The sequence below is a fragment of the Pseudomonas imrae genome, assembly GCF_046352735.2.
Classification (GTDB): domain Bacteria; phylum Pseudomonadota; class Gammaproteobacteria; order Pseudomonadales; family Pseudomonadaceae; genus Aquipseudomonas; species Aquipseudomonas imrae.
Map to the genome: position 1 here is coordinate 546,312 of NZ_CP110853.2, position 14,276 is coordinate 560,587.

Annotated in this window: 12 protein-coding genes and 1 pseudogene; 10 read left to right on the forward strand and 3 right to left on the reverse strand. The window is 60.4% G+C overall.

Annotated elements, in window-relative coordinates:
* The first annotated feature begins 72 nt into the window (after positions 1–72).
* On the forward strand, positions 73–1,962 hold the full coding sequence (thiC, locus tag OQ460_RS02425; protein ID WP_410020334.1) for a phosphomethylpyrimidine synthase ThiC: 1,890 nt from the start codon (positions 73–75) through the stop codon (positions 1,960–1,962).
* 79 nt (positions 1,963–2,041) lie between these two features.
* Here the strand turns inward: thiC and OQ460_RS02430 are convergent, their stop codons facing one another.
* Positions 2,042–2,788, reverse strand: a complete 747-nt coding sequence (locus OQ460_RS02430) for an RsiV family protein (RefSeq protein ID WP_410020335.1) — start codon at positions 2,786–2,788, stop codon at positions 2,042–2,044.
* Between the two features lie 212 nt (positions 2,789–3,000).
* On the opposite strand from OQ460_RS02430, the gene OQ460_RS02435 reads away from it, so the two are divergent.
* From OQ460_RS02435 to cpdA, 3 genes are all read left to right on the forward strand, one after another.
* Positions 3,001–3,618, forward strand: a complete 618-nt coding sequence (locus OQ460_RS02435) for an NUDIX domain-containing protein (RefSeq protein WP_410020336.1) — start codon at positions 3,001–3,003, stop codon at positions 3,616–3,618.
* Positions 3,609–4,058 carry a DUF1249 domain-containing protein gene (locus OQ460_RS02440; protein ID WP_090292824.1) on the forward strand — a complete coding sequence of 150 codons (450 nt, stop codon included), beginning with the start codon at positions 3,609–3,611 and terminating at the stop codon, positions 4,056–4,058. Before OQ460_RS02435 ends, OQ460_RS02440 begins: the two co-directional genes overlap by 10 nt.
* 91 nt (positions 4,059–4,149) lie before the next feature.
* Complete coding sequence (gene cpdA, locus OQ460_RS02445) at positions 4,150–4,965, forward strand: 3',5'-cyclic-AMP phosphodiesterase (protein WP_410020337.1); 816 nt, start codon at positions 4,150–4,152, stop codon at positions 4,963–4,965.
* A 20-nt stretch (positions 4,966–4,985) separates the two neighbouring features.
* On the opposite strand, the pseudogene OQ460_RS02450 reads toward cpdA, so the two are convergent.
* Positions 4,986–5,129 (reverse strand): annotated as a pseudogene (locus tag OQ460_RS02450) (phospholipase); the annotation flags it as partial.
* Between the two features lie 158 nt (positions 5,130–5,287).
* Here OQ460_RS02450 and OQ460_RS02455 point away from each other — a divergent pair.
* From OQ460_RS02455 to OQ460_RS02480, 6 genes are all read left to right on the forward strand, one after another.
* Positions 5,288–5,896, forward strand: a complete 609-nt coding sequence (locus OQ460_RS02455; protein ID WP_410020338.1) for a YqiA/YcfP family alpha/beta fold hydrolase — start codon at positions 5,288–5,290, stop codon at positions 5,894–5,896.
* A gap of 57 nt (positions 5,897–5,953) precedes the next feature.
* Entirely contained in the window at positions 5,954–7,858 is a 1,905-nt protein-coding gene (parE, locus tag OQ460_RS02460) for a DNA topoisomerase IV subunit B (RefSeq protein WP_410020339.1), read from the forward strand.
* Positions 7,858–8,853, forward strand: a complete 996-nt coding sequence (locus OQ460_RS02465) for an esterase-like activity of phytase family protein (protein ID WP_410020340.1) — start codon at positions 7,858–7,860, stop codon at positions 8,851–8,853. The genes parE and OQ460_RS02465 overlap by 1 nt, the downstream gene beginning before the upstream one ends.
* Positions 8,850–9,371, forward strand: a complete 522-nt coding sequence (locus tag OQ460_RS02470; protein WP_410020341.1) for a retropepsin-like aspartic protease family protein — start codon at positions 8,850–8,852, stop codon at positions 9,369–9,371. The genes OQ460_RS02465 and OQ460_RS02470 overlap by 4 nt, the downstream gene beginning before the upstream one ends.
* A 10-nt stretch (positions 9,372–9,381) precedes the next feature.
* Positions 9,382–11,646, forward strand: coding sequence for a DNA topoisomerase IV subunit A (parC, locus tag OQ460_RS02475; protein WP_410020342.1), 2,265 nt, complete (start codon positions 9,382–9,384; stop codon positions 11,644–11,646).
* Positions 11,647–11,823: 177 nt separating this feature from the next.
* Positions 11,824–12,531, forward strand: coding sequence for a PqiC family protein (locus tag OQ460_RS02480; protein ID WP_410020343.1), 708 nt, complete (start codon positions 11,824–11,826; stop codon positions 12,529–12,531).
* 104 nt (positions 12,532–12,635) lie between these two features.
* Here the strand turns inward: OQ460_RS02480 and OQ460_RS02485 are convergent, their stop codons facing one another.
* Positions 12,636–14,174 (reverse strand): AhpA/YtjB family protein, encoded by a 1,539-nt coding sequence (locus OQ460_RS02485; protein ID WP_410020344.1) that lies wholly within the window; start codon positions 14,172–14,174, stop codon positions 12,636–12,638.
* Positions 14,175–14,276 lie beyond the last annotated feature (102 nt).

The window sequence follows — 14,276 nt, forward strand, 5'->3', positions numbered from 1 at the left end:
CACAGTGCGTCCGTCCGTCACAGGTTCGCTCCGACAAAAATCCACTGCCTGGATGTGTCTGGAGAGCCCGTGATGAGTACAAAACTAAAAAACACCGTGCATTTGAGCGAGTCGGCCAAGGTCGATGAGCAATCCGTGCAACCGTTTACCCGCTCGCAAAAAATCTACGTCCAGGGCACGCGCCCGGACATCCGCGTGCCGATGCGCGAAATCGGCCTGGATGTCACGCCCACGGATTTCGGCGGGGAGATCAATGCGCCGGTGGTGGTGTATGACACGTCCGGCCCTTACACCGACCCGAACGTCATCATCGATGTGCGCCAGGGCCTGGCCGATGTACGTTCGCCCTGGATCGAATCCCGTGGCGACACCGAACGTCTTTCAGGCCTCAGCTCGCACTTCGGTCAACAGCGCCTCAGTGATGCAGAGCTGACGGCCTTGCGTTTCGCCCATGTGAAGAACCCGCGCCGCGCCAAGGCCGGGGCCAACGTCACGCAAATGCACTATGCACGCAAAGGCATCATCACCGCCGAGATGGAATACGTGGCCATCCGCGAAAACATGAAGCTGGAAGAGGCCCGTTCAGCCGGCTTGCTGGACCAGCAGCACGCTGGCCACAGCTTTGGCGCCAGCGTGCCGAAAATCATTACCCCTGAGTTCGTGCGCGAGGAAATTGCCCGTGGCCGCGCGATCATCCCGGCCAACATCAACCACACCGAACTGGAACCGATGATCATTGGCCGTAACTTCCTGGTGAAGATCAACGGCAACATCGGTAACAGCGCCTTGGGTTCGTCCATCGAAGAAGAAGTGGCGAAACTGACCTGGGGCATTCGCTGGGGCTCGGACACGGTGATGGACCTGTCCACCGGCAAGCATATTCATGAAACCCGCGAGTGGATCATCCGCAACTCGCCGGTGCCGATCGGTACCGTGCCGATCTACCAGGCATTGGAGAAAGTCGGCGGCGCGGCCGAAGACCTGACCTGGGAGCTGTTTCGCGACACGCTGATCGAACAGGCCGAGCAGGGTGTCGATTACTTCACCATCCACGCCGGCGTTCTGCTGCGCTACGTACCGCTGACCGCCAAGCGGGTGACCGGCATCGTGTCCCGTGGTGGTTCGATCATGGCCAAGTGGTGCCTGGCGCACCACAAAGAGAACTTCACCTACACGCATTTCGACGAAATCTGCGAAATCATGAAGGCCTATGACGTCAGCTTCTCCCTGGGCGATGGCCTGCGCCCCGGCTCGATTGCCGATGCCAACGACGCCGCGCAATTCGGTGAGCTGGAAACCCTTGGCGAATTGACCAGGATCGCCTGGAAGCATGACGTACAAACCATGATCGAAGGCCCCGGCCACGTGCCGATGCAGTTGATCAAGGAGAACATGGACAAACAGCTGGAGTGCTGCGACGAAGCGCCGTTCTACACCCTCGGCCCGCTGACGACCGACATCGCACCGGGCTACGACCACATCACCTCAGGGATCGGCGCGGCGATGATCGGCTGGTTCGGTTGCGCCATGCTGTGCTACGTCACGCCCAAGGAACACCTGGGTTTGCCGAACAAGGATGACGTGAAGACCGGGATCATCACCTACAAGATCGCCGCGCATGCGGCTGACTTGGCCAAGGGGCATCCGGGGGCGCAGATCCGTGACAATGCGTTGAGCAAGGCGCGTTTCGAGTTCCGCTGGGAAGACCAGTTCAACCTCGGCCTGGACCCGGACACCGCGCGCTCCTATCACGATGAGACGCTGCCTAAGGATTCGGCCAAGGTCGCGCATTTCTGCTCGATGTGCGGGCCGAAGTTCTGTTCGATGAAGATTACCCAGGAAGTCCGTGAATATGCGGCCAACCAGCGGATCGAGGCGGTGGATGTGGATGTTGCCAAGGGATTGGCGGAGCAGGCTGAGCGGTTCAAGCAGGAGGGTAGCCAGCTGTATAAGAAGGTTTAGCTGCAAGGTGCAAGCTGTAAGCGGCAAGTTGAAGGCAAAAGCGCATTGCGCTTTTACTTGAGGCTTGCCGCTTGCCGCTTCAGCTGCTGGCGGGCACCAGCTCAGGCTTGATGATGCCTTCAAGTCGCGAATAGGGAATCTGCAGTTCCACATGGCCCAGCGCATACGGGGCGATGGTGGTGGTCGGGTACTTCAGGACCACACCACCCGAAGTCAGGGCCACATTTGGAGTCTTCTGGAATGGCCAGGCTTTCACGTAGTCCGGCTCCAGGCTCAGGCGGGTGCTGATCAGCCAGCTGTTGTGCGCCACCTGGCCAGCTTTCCAGAAGGCCTCTTCCTTGCCCGGCAACAACATGTCGGCCAGTGACAAGGCCTTTTGTTGCTGGCGCGAGTAGTTGATAAAGCCGCGACCGGGTTCGCCGTGGGCGCCGCCTTGGTCCAGGTAGCTGGACAATTCGATGATCACCAAGCCGTCATGCTGCTCGCGTACCTTGGCCTGCAAGTACATGCTGTTGCGCGGGCCGGACTCGCGCAGGAATTTTTCCCGGTAGGCACTGAGAGTCGCTGGCAGCGGGGCGCCCGGTGTGGTGCGGGTCATTTCCAGCAGCCGTTGTTCGATCAATGCATCGAGCTTGGGCTCTTGGGCAAAGTGCACGGTGTCGATGTTCACCAGCGGGCAATCCGCTGCGGCGCAACCCGGCTGGGTTTGCTCCGACGCGTCACGAGTAGCTTGCAGCGGGGAGTGGTAGCTGGGTTGGAACAGGCTCTGGCAAGCGCCGAGCGTCAAGGCGATACAGGCCACGGAGGCAACTTTTAAGAGCGACATGTGCGTCCTTCATAAAACGGAGAAGAGCAAAAGTTATGCGGCTTCGACTACCGGCATCGCAGTCAGTTCGCCACTAAGCTGATTACAGTGAGTTTGACGCCAGCCGTCTATCCCGGCAACCGGAAAGGGGCTGCATCGAGGGGTGAGAGCGCTGTAGGATGGCGCGATGTCGAGGGGCGCCTCGAATCAATTTGCAGGACACGAGGGTGGATATGACCGACATTGCCAAGTCGACGCCAAGCCAGGTCGAGATCGTTCGGCGCGACACTGCCTACCAGGGCTTTTACAAGCTTGATCGCGTGCAACTGCGTCACGAGAAGTTCGACGGCGGCATGAGCCGGGAAATCAGCCGTGAAGTCTTCGTGCGCCATGATGCCGTATGTGTCTTGCCTTACGATCCGCAGCGCGATGAAGTGGTGCTGATCGAACAGTTTCGCGTCGGTGCCATGGGGCGCACGGATAACCCCTGGCTGGTAGAGATGGTCGCCGGCCTGATCGATAAGGATGAGCAGCCGGAGGAGGTTGCACACCGTGAAGCCGAAGAGGAAGCTGGGCTGACCTTCTCTGCGTTATGGCCGATCACCAAGTATTTCCCGTCGCCGGGGGGCAGCACCGAATTCGTCCACTTGTTCCTGGGGCGTTGTGACAGTGCCGGTGCTGGCGGCATTCATGGGCTGGAAGAAGAAGCAGAAGACATTCGCGTCACCGTCTGGGCCTTTGAAGATGCCCTGCAAGCGGTACGTGACGGGAAAATTTCCAACGCAGCCAGCATTATCGCCCTGCAGTGGCTTGCGCTTAATCGCGCGGAAGTGAGGGGGTTATGGCAGTAAAGGCACGGGAACGTTACCGGGTCGACCTGGTCGGGCTGCAAGCGGCCTGCGAGGCCAACTATGCAAGGCTGATGCGCCTGTTGCCCGACATGCGCCATACGCCCGAGGCTCGGCGTATTGCCGTGACCCACGGTGACCAGATGCTCGGCGTGCTGACCCTGGAGGTCATCCTGACCTGCCCCTACACCAGCACCTTGCGGGTGCGCCAGGAGCACAGCCTGCCATGGCTGCCGGTACCGCAACTGGAAGTCCAGGTCTATCACGACGCGCGGATGGCCGAAGTGATCAGCGCCGAACATGCACGGCGCTTTCGCAGCATCTATCCTTATCCGAATGTGTTCATGCACCAGCCCGATGAGAAAGCACAACTCAATGTGTTCCTCGGCGAATGGCTGAGCCATTGCCTGGCCTTGGGCCATGAGTTTGAAGTCGTTCGGTAGATTTGAACTGCGCCCGGATTCCCCTTTGTGTCCTGCCTCAGCATAATTGAACCGATTGTTTATTCCTGTGATCACGCCCTGGGAGAACGCCTTGCCGAGCGTATCCACCTTGAACCCTGACGCTGTGGCGTTGCTGGTGCAACTGTCCGACAGCCATCTGTTTGCCGACCCTGATGCGACGCTGTTGGGCATGAATACGCACAACAGTCTGCAACGGGTGATTGACCTTGTGCAGGCCCAACAGCCGCAGATTGATCTGCTGCTGGCGACGGGGGATCTGTCCCAGGATGGCACGCTGGAGTCTTATCAAGCGTTCCGCAGCCAAACGGCGAAAATCCCCGCGCCGGCACGCTGGATTCCGGGAAACCACGATGAACCAGGCGTCATGGCCCAGGCCACGATGGGCAGCGCGTTGCTGGAATCGACAGTCGATGTCGGCAACTGGCGCGTTACCTTGCTGGATTCGGCCGTGCCGGGCTCGGTGCCTGGATATCTGGCAGATGCGCAATTGCAGTTGCTGGCGCGATCCTTGAGCGAAGCACCGGCTCGTCATCATCTGGTGTGCTTTCATCACCATCCGGTATCCATCGACTGCGCCTGGATGAAACCCATTGGCCTGCGCAACCCCGAGGCGCTGTTTGCCGTGCTGGACCGCTTCCCCCAGGTAAAGGCAGTGCTCTGGGGGCATGTTCATCAGGAAATCGACCGGCAACGCAATGGCGTGCGCCTGTTGGCATCACCGTCTACCTGCATCCAGTTCGCCCCCGGCAGTGACGATTTCAAGGTCAGCGAGGAGGCGCCAGGCTATCGCTGGCTGCGGCTCTACCCCGATGGGCGGCTGGATACCGGAGTGGAGCGTGTCGCAGGCTTCGCGTTCCAGGTGGATTACGGTAGCAACGGTTACTGAGGTTTGCGCGGGTCTCTGTTGGGTTCCGGTTTACTGCCCTCAGGGCGGTATAAAGCGGAGTGCCTGTCAGTGTCCCGGTACTCGTCGAGCATGTTGTGGCCCATGACAAAGCCGACGGCGCGGTCCGTCTGTTCATAGTCGACCAGGGCTGTCTTTTGATGGTGGTCTTGGCGATGGTCAGGTGTGCTGCACGTACCACGTAGGAGTGCATGTCGCCTGCTGGGTATGCCATCGATGGCAGGGCCAGAAATGACTGCCTGCTCCCACAACCTCCAGTTCCCTGTAAACTGCGCCTCTTTGGCTGAAGCACGGAGAGCCCGGCATGTCTGCTTCGATCTTGTATATCCACGGTTTCAACAGTGCGCCGGCTTCCACCAAGGCAAGCCTGTTGGCCGGTGTGATGGGTAGCCTGGGCCTGGCTGATCGGTTGCAGGTTCCGGCGCTGCATCATCACCCGCGCCAGGCGATTGCCCAGTTAGAACAGGCCATCAGCGAACTGGGCCGGCCACTGCTGGTCGGCAGCTCACTCGGCGGCTACTATGCAACCCATCTTGCCGAACGCCATAGCCTCAAGGCTTTGCTGGTCAACCCGGCCGTCAGCCCGCATCGGATGTTCGACGGTTACCTGGGCACCCAGAAGAATTTGTACACCGATGAGACCTGGGAGCTGACCCATGACCACGTCGCGGCCCTGGCGGAGCTTGAGGTTGCGGCGCCCCAGGATGCCCAGCGGTATCAGGTATGGTTGCAGACCGGTGACGAAACACTGGATTATCGCCTCGCCGAACAGTATTACCGGGCCTGTGCCTTGCGCATCCAGGCCGGTGGCGACCATGGTTACCAGGGTTTTGGCCGACAATTGCCGGCGTTGCTGAGTTTTGCCGGCATAGGCGCAGATCAGTATCAATCCTTCGATTTCACAGTGCTGTAGAAGACAGGCTGGAAACCGCAGGTCATTTTTTAATCGAACGACTCACGACGAGACCCCATGGCCACTCCCAGCGCTAGCTCTTATAACGCCGACGCCATCGAAGTCCTCTCGGGCCTCGACCCGGTGCGCAAACGCCCCGGCATGTACACCGACACCAGCCGGCCGAATCACCTTGCCCAGGAAGTCATCGACAACAGCGTCGATGAAGCCTTGGCCGGGCATGCCAAGTCGGTGCAAGTCATTCTCCACGCCGACCACTCCCTGGAAGTGTCCGACGATGGTCGCGGCATGCCGGTGGACATTCACCCGGAAGAAGGTGTGTCGGGTGTCGAGCTGATCCTTACCAAGCTGCACGCCGGCGGCAAGTTCTCCAACAAGAACTACCAGTTTTCCGGCGGTTTGCACGGTGTGGGCATTTCGGTGGTCAACGCCTTGTCCACCCTGGTGCGGGTCAAGGTCAAGCGTGACGGCAACGAATACCAGATGAGCTTTGCCGATGGCTACAAAGCGACCGACCTGGAAGTGATCGGCAGCGTTGGCAAGCGCAACACCGGTACCAGCGTGTACTTCGCGCCGGACCCGAAATACTTCGATTCACCAAAATTTTCCATCAGCCGCCTCAAGCACGTACTCAAGGCCAAGGCCGTGTTGTGCCCCGGTTTGCTGGTCAGCTTCGAAGACAAAGGCACCGGCGAAAAGGTCGAGTGGCACTACGAAGACGGCTTGCGCTCCTATCTGGAAGATTCCGTCAGCGATTTTGAACGCCTGCCCAACGAACCGTTCTGCGGCAGCCTGGCCGGTAACAAGGAAGCCGTGGACTGGGCCTTGCTGTGGTTGCCAGAAGGCGGCGACAGTGTCCAGGAAAGCTACGTCAACCTGATCCCGACCGCCCAGGGCGGTACCCATGTCAACGGTTTGCGCCAGGGCCTGCTGGATGCCATGCGTGAATTCTGCGAATACCGCAGCCTGTTGCCGCGTGGCGTGAAGCTGGCGCCGGAAGATGTCTGGGAGCGGATTGCCTTTGTCCTGTCGATGAAGATGCAGGAGCCGCAATTCTCCGGGCAGACCAAGGAGCGCCTGTCCTCCCGTGAGGCCGCCGCGTTTGTCTCCGGGGTGGTCAAGGACGCTTTCAGCCTGTGGCTCAACGAGCACCCTGAGCTGGGCCTGGCCTTGGCAGAGCTGGCGATCAACAACGCTGGCCGTCGCCTCAAGGCCAGCAAGAAGGTCGAGCGCAAACGGATCACCCAGGGCCCTGCACTGCCGGGCAAGCTGGCCGACTGCGCCGGGCAGGACCCGATGCGCTCCGAACTGTTTTTGGTGGAAGGTGATTCCGCCGGTGGTTCGGCCAAGCAAGCGCGGGACAAAGAATTCCAGGCGATCCTGCCGTTGCGCGGCAAGATCCTCAATACCTGGGAAGTCGATGGCAGCGAAGTACTGGCCAGCCAGGAAGTGCATAACATCGCCGTGGCCATCGGCGTCGATCCGGGCGCTGCGGACATGAGCCAACTGCGCTACGGCAAGATCTGCATCCTGGCTGACGCCGACTCCGACGGCCTGCACATCGCGACCCTGCTTTGCGCGCTGTTCGTGCAGCACTTCCGTCCGCTGGTGGACGCCGGGCACGTCTATGTGGCGATGCCGCCGCTGTACCGTATCGACCTGGGCAAAGAGATCTATTACGCCCTGGATGAAGCCGAGCGTGACGGTATCCTCGATCGCCTGGTGGCCGAGAAGAAGCGCGGCAAGCCTCAGGTCACCCGATTCAAGGGCCTGGGCGAGATGAACCCGCCGCAATTGCGGGAAACCACCATGGACCCGAACACTCGGCGCCTGGTGCAATTGACCCTGGAAGACTTCGACGCCACGTCAGAGATGATGGACATGTTGCTGGCGAAGAAGCGCGCAGGCGATCGTAAGTCCTGGCTGGAATCCAAAGGCAACCTGGCTGAGGTACTGGGCTGATGCGCAGCGGTTTCGCCCTGGCGATACTGTTGTTGAGCGGGTTGGCGGCCACTGCGGCGGTTGCCGGGCCGGTTGCCGAGCTCAAGTTGATAGCCGAACACCCGGTCGAAGGCATGCGCGGCGGCAATCTGTCGGGCCTTGCCTTGTGTGGTACGCAACTTTGGACGGTTTCCGATCGCGATGACGAGCAGATTTACCGGCTCGATACCGCAGGCCAGACCTGGCAAGCACAAGCCATCGCTATTACAGTGCCGCCGGTGCCCGAGTCCGGGCTGCCTTGGGGCCTGCGTGCCCGCACGACGGCTGCTTCGGTGATTCGTGGTGGCGATCTGGACTTCGAGGGCATCAGCTGTGATGCCGCCGGTAACCGTTACATCGTCAGCGAAGCCCATGCGGCAGTGCTGCAGGTGCCGGTGCAGGGCCAGCCCGAATGGCTGAAAATCGCCCCCAGCATGGTACGCGAGGCGCGGGCCAGCGGCATGTTGCTGCACTTCAATGCCTTGTTTGAAGGTCTGGCGGTGAACCCCGAGGGTAATCAGATCTGGCTGGCGGCCGAGCGCGAGCGGCGCGGGTTGATTTCCATCAAGCGGGCGCAAAGCCTTTGGGATTGCGAGGGGCCTTGTGTACTGGTCAGCGAGGCGGGCCAGGAAATGCAGCCGGCCCAGTTTCCGGGGGCCAAGGCGGTCTCAAGGGATTTTGCCGACCTGGCCCTGTTCGATGGCAAGCTGTTTACCCTTGAGCGCAACGCCTTCCAGATCTGCCGGCGCGACAGCGTGACGGCCAGGGTCGAGTTGTGCTGGTCGTTTGCCGATCAAACCCTGGCCCCGAGTCGGCGCTATCCCCAGAGCTACGGCTTGACCGAAGCCTTGCTGATCGATAAGGACGGTGCCTGGATCGGCATCGACAATAACTTCGGCGCGCGCGTCGATGGTGAAAAACGGCCGATGATCTATCGCTTTGCCGCCCCTGCCGATGGCTGGAGCGCCAAGCCATGAGCAATCAGCCGCCCGGCAGGCGTGCCGGCCGTATATTGATGTTTGTGGCCTGGGGTGCCGGGCTGTTTTTGGCCACACGATTCTTCGGCGATTGGGAAGCGCGTCAGGAAAACCCGAATGCTGTGGTCACCTCGCAACGACACGAGGGGTATATCGAAGTGAAGCTGGTCGGCAACGGCCAGGGGCATTTCGTTGCCAGCGGCCAGATCAACGGCCAGCCGGTTGATTTCATGCTCGATACCGGCGCCACCGATGTCGCGGTGCCGACCGAGCTGGCCGAACGCCTGGGGCTCAAGCGCGGTTTGCCGGTGACACTGAGCACTGCCAATGGCCGCAGCCAAGGCTATCGCACGCAGCTTGCGCGCCTGCAGTTGGGCGATATCGTCCTGCAGGACGTCCGTGCTTTGGTAGCGCCAGGATTGGGTGGCGAGCAAGTGTTGTTGGGCATGAGCGCATTGAAACAACTTGAATTTACCCAGCGTGGCGGCACTTTGCTGCTGCGCCAGACCAGACAATGATGAGGCCCGCATGAGTGACATCCTTGCAGACAGCTTAGATGGCGTAGAACGCCGGTCGCTGGCTGACTTCACCGAAAGTGCCTACCTCAACTACTCCATGTACGTGATCATGGACCGGGCCTTGCCGCACATCGGCGACGGCCTGAAGCCGGTACAGCGGCGCATTATCTACGCCATGAGTGAGTTGGGCCTGGACGCTGATTCCAAGCACAAGAAGTCGGCGCGTACCGTCGGTGACGTGCTCGGCAAGTTTCACCCCCATGGCGACTCGGCCTGCTATGAAGCCATGGTGCTGATGGCGCAGCCGTTCAGTTACCGCTACACCTTGGTAGACGGCCAGGGCAACTGGGGTGCGCCGGACGATCCCAAGTCCTTTGCGGCCATGCGTTATACCGAGGCGCGGCTGTCGCGTTATTCAGAGGTATTGCTCAGTGAGCTGGGCCAGGGCACTGCAAACTGGGGGCCGAACTTTGACGGCACCCTGGAAGAACCCCTGGTATTGCCAGCACGTTTGCCGAACATCCTGCTCAATGGCACCACCGGTATTGCGGTTGGCATGGCCACTGACGTGCCGCCGCACAACCTGCGGGAAGTCGCCACCGCGTGCGTGCGCTTGCTGGACGAGCCGAAGGCTACTGTCGAGCAACTGTGCGAGCACATTCAGGGGCCGGACTATCCGACCGAAGCGGAAATCATCACGCCGCGCGCCGACCTGTTGAAAATGTACGAAACCGGCAAGGGCTCGGTACGCATGCGTGCCGTGTACCACGTCGAAGACGGTGACATCATCGTCACCGCCTTGCCGCACCAGGTCTCCGGGGCCAAGGTGCTCGAGCAGATTGCCGCATTGATGCAGGCCAAGCCTTCGAAGTTGCCGCAAGTGGCCGACCTGCGTGATGAGTCCGACCACGAGAACCCCTGCCGCATCGTGATTATTCCGACCAATAGCCGGGTCGATCATGAAGTGCTGATGCAGCATCTGTTTGCCAGTACCGATCTGGAATCCAGCTACCGGGTCAACGTCAATATCATCGGCCTGGATGGCAAGCCGCAGCTCAAGAACTTGCGGGCGCTGTTGGTCGAGTGGCTGGAATTCCGGGTGCAGACCGTGCGTCGCCGGCTTCAATTCCGTCTGGACAAGGTGGAGCGTCGCCTGCACCTGTTGGACGGTTTGCTGATCGCCTACCTCAACCTGGATGAAGTCATACATATCATCCGTACCGCCGAACACCCGAAAGCCGAATTGATCGCGCGTTTCGAACTGAGCGAGATTCAGGCCGATTACATCCTCGACACTCGCTTGCGTCAGTTGGCGCGCCTGGAAGAGATGAAGCTGCGCGACGAGCAGGATGCACTGCTCAAGGAGCAAGCCAAGCTGCAAGCGTTGCTGGGCAGCGAAAGCAAGCTCAAGAAGCTGGTGCGCAGTGAGTTGATCAAAGACGCCGAAACCTATGGCGACGACCGTCGCTCGCCGATTGTCGAGCGTGCTGAAGCCAAGGCGCTGACAGAAACCGAGCTGCTACCCAACGAGAAAATTACCGTCGTTCTGTCGGAAAAGGGTTGGGTTCGCTCGGCCAAAGGGCATGATATCGATGCCACTGGGTTGTCTTACAAGGCTGGCGACGGATTCAAGACCGCCGCTGCCGGGAGATCCAACCAGTTTGCAGTGTTTATCGATTCCACCGGGCGCAGTTATTCGGTGCCGGCCCATACCCTGCCATCCGCGCGAGGACAGGGTGAACCGTTGACCGGGCGCCTGACACCGCCACCTGGTGCGAATTTCGAGTGTGTGCTGTTGCCGGACGATGACTCGCTGTACATCATTGCTTCCGACGCCGGCTACGGGTTCGTGGTCAAGGGCGAGGACTTGCAGGCCAAGAATAAGGCGGGCAAGGCCTTGCTGAGTTTGCCGAACGACGCCAAGGTGATCCTGCCGCGTGCGGTGGAGGATCGTGAAGGTAACTGGCTAGCGTCGGTGACCACTGAGGGGCGCTTGCTGGTCTTCAAGATCAGCGATCTGCCGCAGTTGGGCAAAGGTAAAGGCAACAAGATCATTGGTATTCCAGGTGAGCGAGTGGCCAGTCGCGAAGAGTATGTAACCGACATCGCGGTGATCCCAGAGGGTTCGACCCTGGTGCTGCAGGCCGGCAAACGCACGCTCTCGCTGCGTCCTGACGACCTTGAGCACTACAAGGGTGAACGTGGTCGGCGCGGGAACAAATTGCCCCGTGGCTTCCAGCGAGTGGATGCTTTGCTGGTGGAAACGCCCGCTTAAGGCGATATAGAGCACCCGATCTACGATTTAACCCGTAGATCGACGCTTTCGCGCTGGAGTCATGGCGCATATTCACGGATGATATGGCCTTTCCAGCGCCGGCGTGGCTGAGCGCGTATAGGTTGTTTTTAAGTATTACATTGTGGTTTGCCTTGTGGCGGCTACTTGGATGGGATGATGACTGCTCCACGCCTTCCTTTATTTTTGATGCTCGCTGGCCTTTTGGGGTTGGCGGGTTGCAGCACGCACCAACCGGTGTCGTTGTATCAGCTGGACAGCGGAAGTCCAGCGCAGCCGGCGCAGAGTGCCGGCATGGCTGTATTGCTCGGCCCGGTTGTGGTGGCTGACTACCTGCAGCGCGAGACCCTGCTGCAGCGTCAGAACGACGGCAGCCTGCAGGGTTCGACCGATGGCCGTTGGGCCGGCAGCTTGTCCTCGGACATCAATCAGTTGATGTTGCGTCAAGTGGCAGGGCATCTGGATAGCCAGCGCGTGGTGTTGTCGCCGGCGCCGAGCAGCTTTGCAGCAGATGTACAGGTGTTGCTGACCATCACTCGCCTGGACTCCGGCTCTACGCAACCGGCGATCCTTGATGCGCAGTGGCGCCTGATCGATCGTCGTGGCCAGGTGCGGGACAACCGTATCGTGCATTTACAGGAAGAGCATGGCGGCAGTACGGCCTCCCAGGTTCAGGCCCAGGGTGTGTTGTTGCAGCGTCTGGCGGAACAGTTGTCAGTGGCGCTAAAGCCGTTGGCCAACCAGTCACCGATTGCCGAAGTTCCCCGCAAGCCGGCCCCGGCGCCGGCCAAGCCTGCAGCACCGCAAAAGCCGAAGATCCCGATGGCGTCGCCCATTCGTACGGATCTGGAAGTGTTCAGGTTCTGATCTGAAGACGCTGACCAACAAAAAGGCCCGCTGAGTAAGCGGGCCTTTTTGTTGAAATCTAACTCTTGGCGCAAGTCAATTGTGGGAGCGGGCCTGCAGTGTTCCTAGGGCTTGTTCCGTGTCTCATGCATCCGCGCCAGCTGGCGCTCCAGCATTGACGGATAAGGCTCCATCAATCGCTCCACACAGCAGGCACCTTCAGGGCTGGCAATCGGGCGGATGCGTGCGCGTTGGCGGATCAAGGTGTCGTCGCTGATCTTGCGCTCTACCAGCAGCAGGTTGCGGCTGTGTTGCGACAATGCCAGGGCGTCCTGGGCATTTTCGGTCAGCAGCAGATCAATCTGGCTCATGCCATACAGGTCATCGCCCAAGGTCAGGCCCAGTTGCAGTTGCAGGGTGATGCCGCTGTCGGCGACTTCGATTTGCAACGCATGGCCCAGTGCCCGCAGCAGCTCACCGCAGCAGATGGCATTGGTCAGGTAGTCTTCGCCACTGTCTTCGCTATGGAACAGCATCAACGTGCTGCCATCGTTCAGGGTGTGCAGTTCACTTTGGTACAGCGAGGCGGCCTGGTCCAGGCAGTCGCGGTAGCGTTCCAGCAATTCGGTCAGGCGTGCCCGTGGCAGGCGGCGCAATTGTTCCTGGGCTCCCAGCTGCACGGCCAATACCGCGCTGTGCTGTGGCTGGCCGCTGTGTACGGCCGCAGGTTTTGGCGCAACCACCGGGCTGGGTGCCGAGTCGTCGCGCAGGTCGGCAAATGGATCTTCATCATCCAGATCGTCTTCGTCGGCCTTGATTGCGGTGCGCGAAGCCGGCTTGAGGCCGGCCACCGCTGCCGACTCGTCGAAGCCCGGGTCGCGCAGGTTGCGCACTTCAAACCCGGGCTTGTCATCGTCGTCGTAATCGGTGTCATCGAGCTCGGGTTCGGGTTCAAATTCAGGCGCCGCCGGCTCCGGTGCAAAGCTTGCGTGCAATTGGCGGGCGAGGTCGCCGATTTCGTCCTGGCGGTCGGTGGCCGGGGTGTGTTCGTCAATGTCCCGCAGCCAGATCCGCAGTTGCATCAAGGGCGTGGAGATATGCCGCCCCAGGCGCAGGCTCAAGGCCAGGGCCAGGGCCAACAGGATCGCGCTCAAGATGCCCATGCTTTGCAGGCTGATGGTCATCGGTTGCTGGAACTGTTGCATGTCCAGGCTGATACGCAGTTGGCCTGCCTTTACATCCTGGAACGTGATATTGCTCTGGTACAAACCTTCGGCTTCGCCCAGCAGGCCGTTCTTCGGGCGCTGCCCGGCTTCGGCCATGATCCGGTTGTCCACGCTGTAGATGGCAGCATGAGCCACCAGCGGGTTCTTGGTCAGGTTGTTGAGCAGCACGTTGAGGCTGAGAATGTCGTTGGACACCAACAGCTCGGTCGCCGACGTGGCGGTCTGGGTGGTCAAGCTCTCGCCCAGCGCGTCAGCCTGCTCGTGCATGGCCTGTTTGAACTGCAAACCCATCACGCACGCGTAGATCACCAGGGCCAGGGCGACCAGGATCACGTTATGGCTGGCGATGCGCAATGCAATCGGTACACGGCGATGGCGCAGTGCCCGGAAGATCAGCAGGAAGAAGTTATCGGTTTTTACTGGCGTGGGCCGGTTCACTTGAGCTCGGCTCTTTAGTCCGTGAAGTTGACGCGCAGTATAGCGACAGGCCCATGACCGGCAAAGCGCTCGCTGTGCCCGATGGTCACTGAAAGTGCGTAG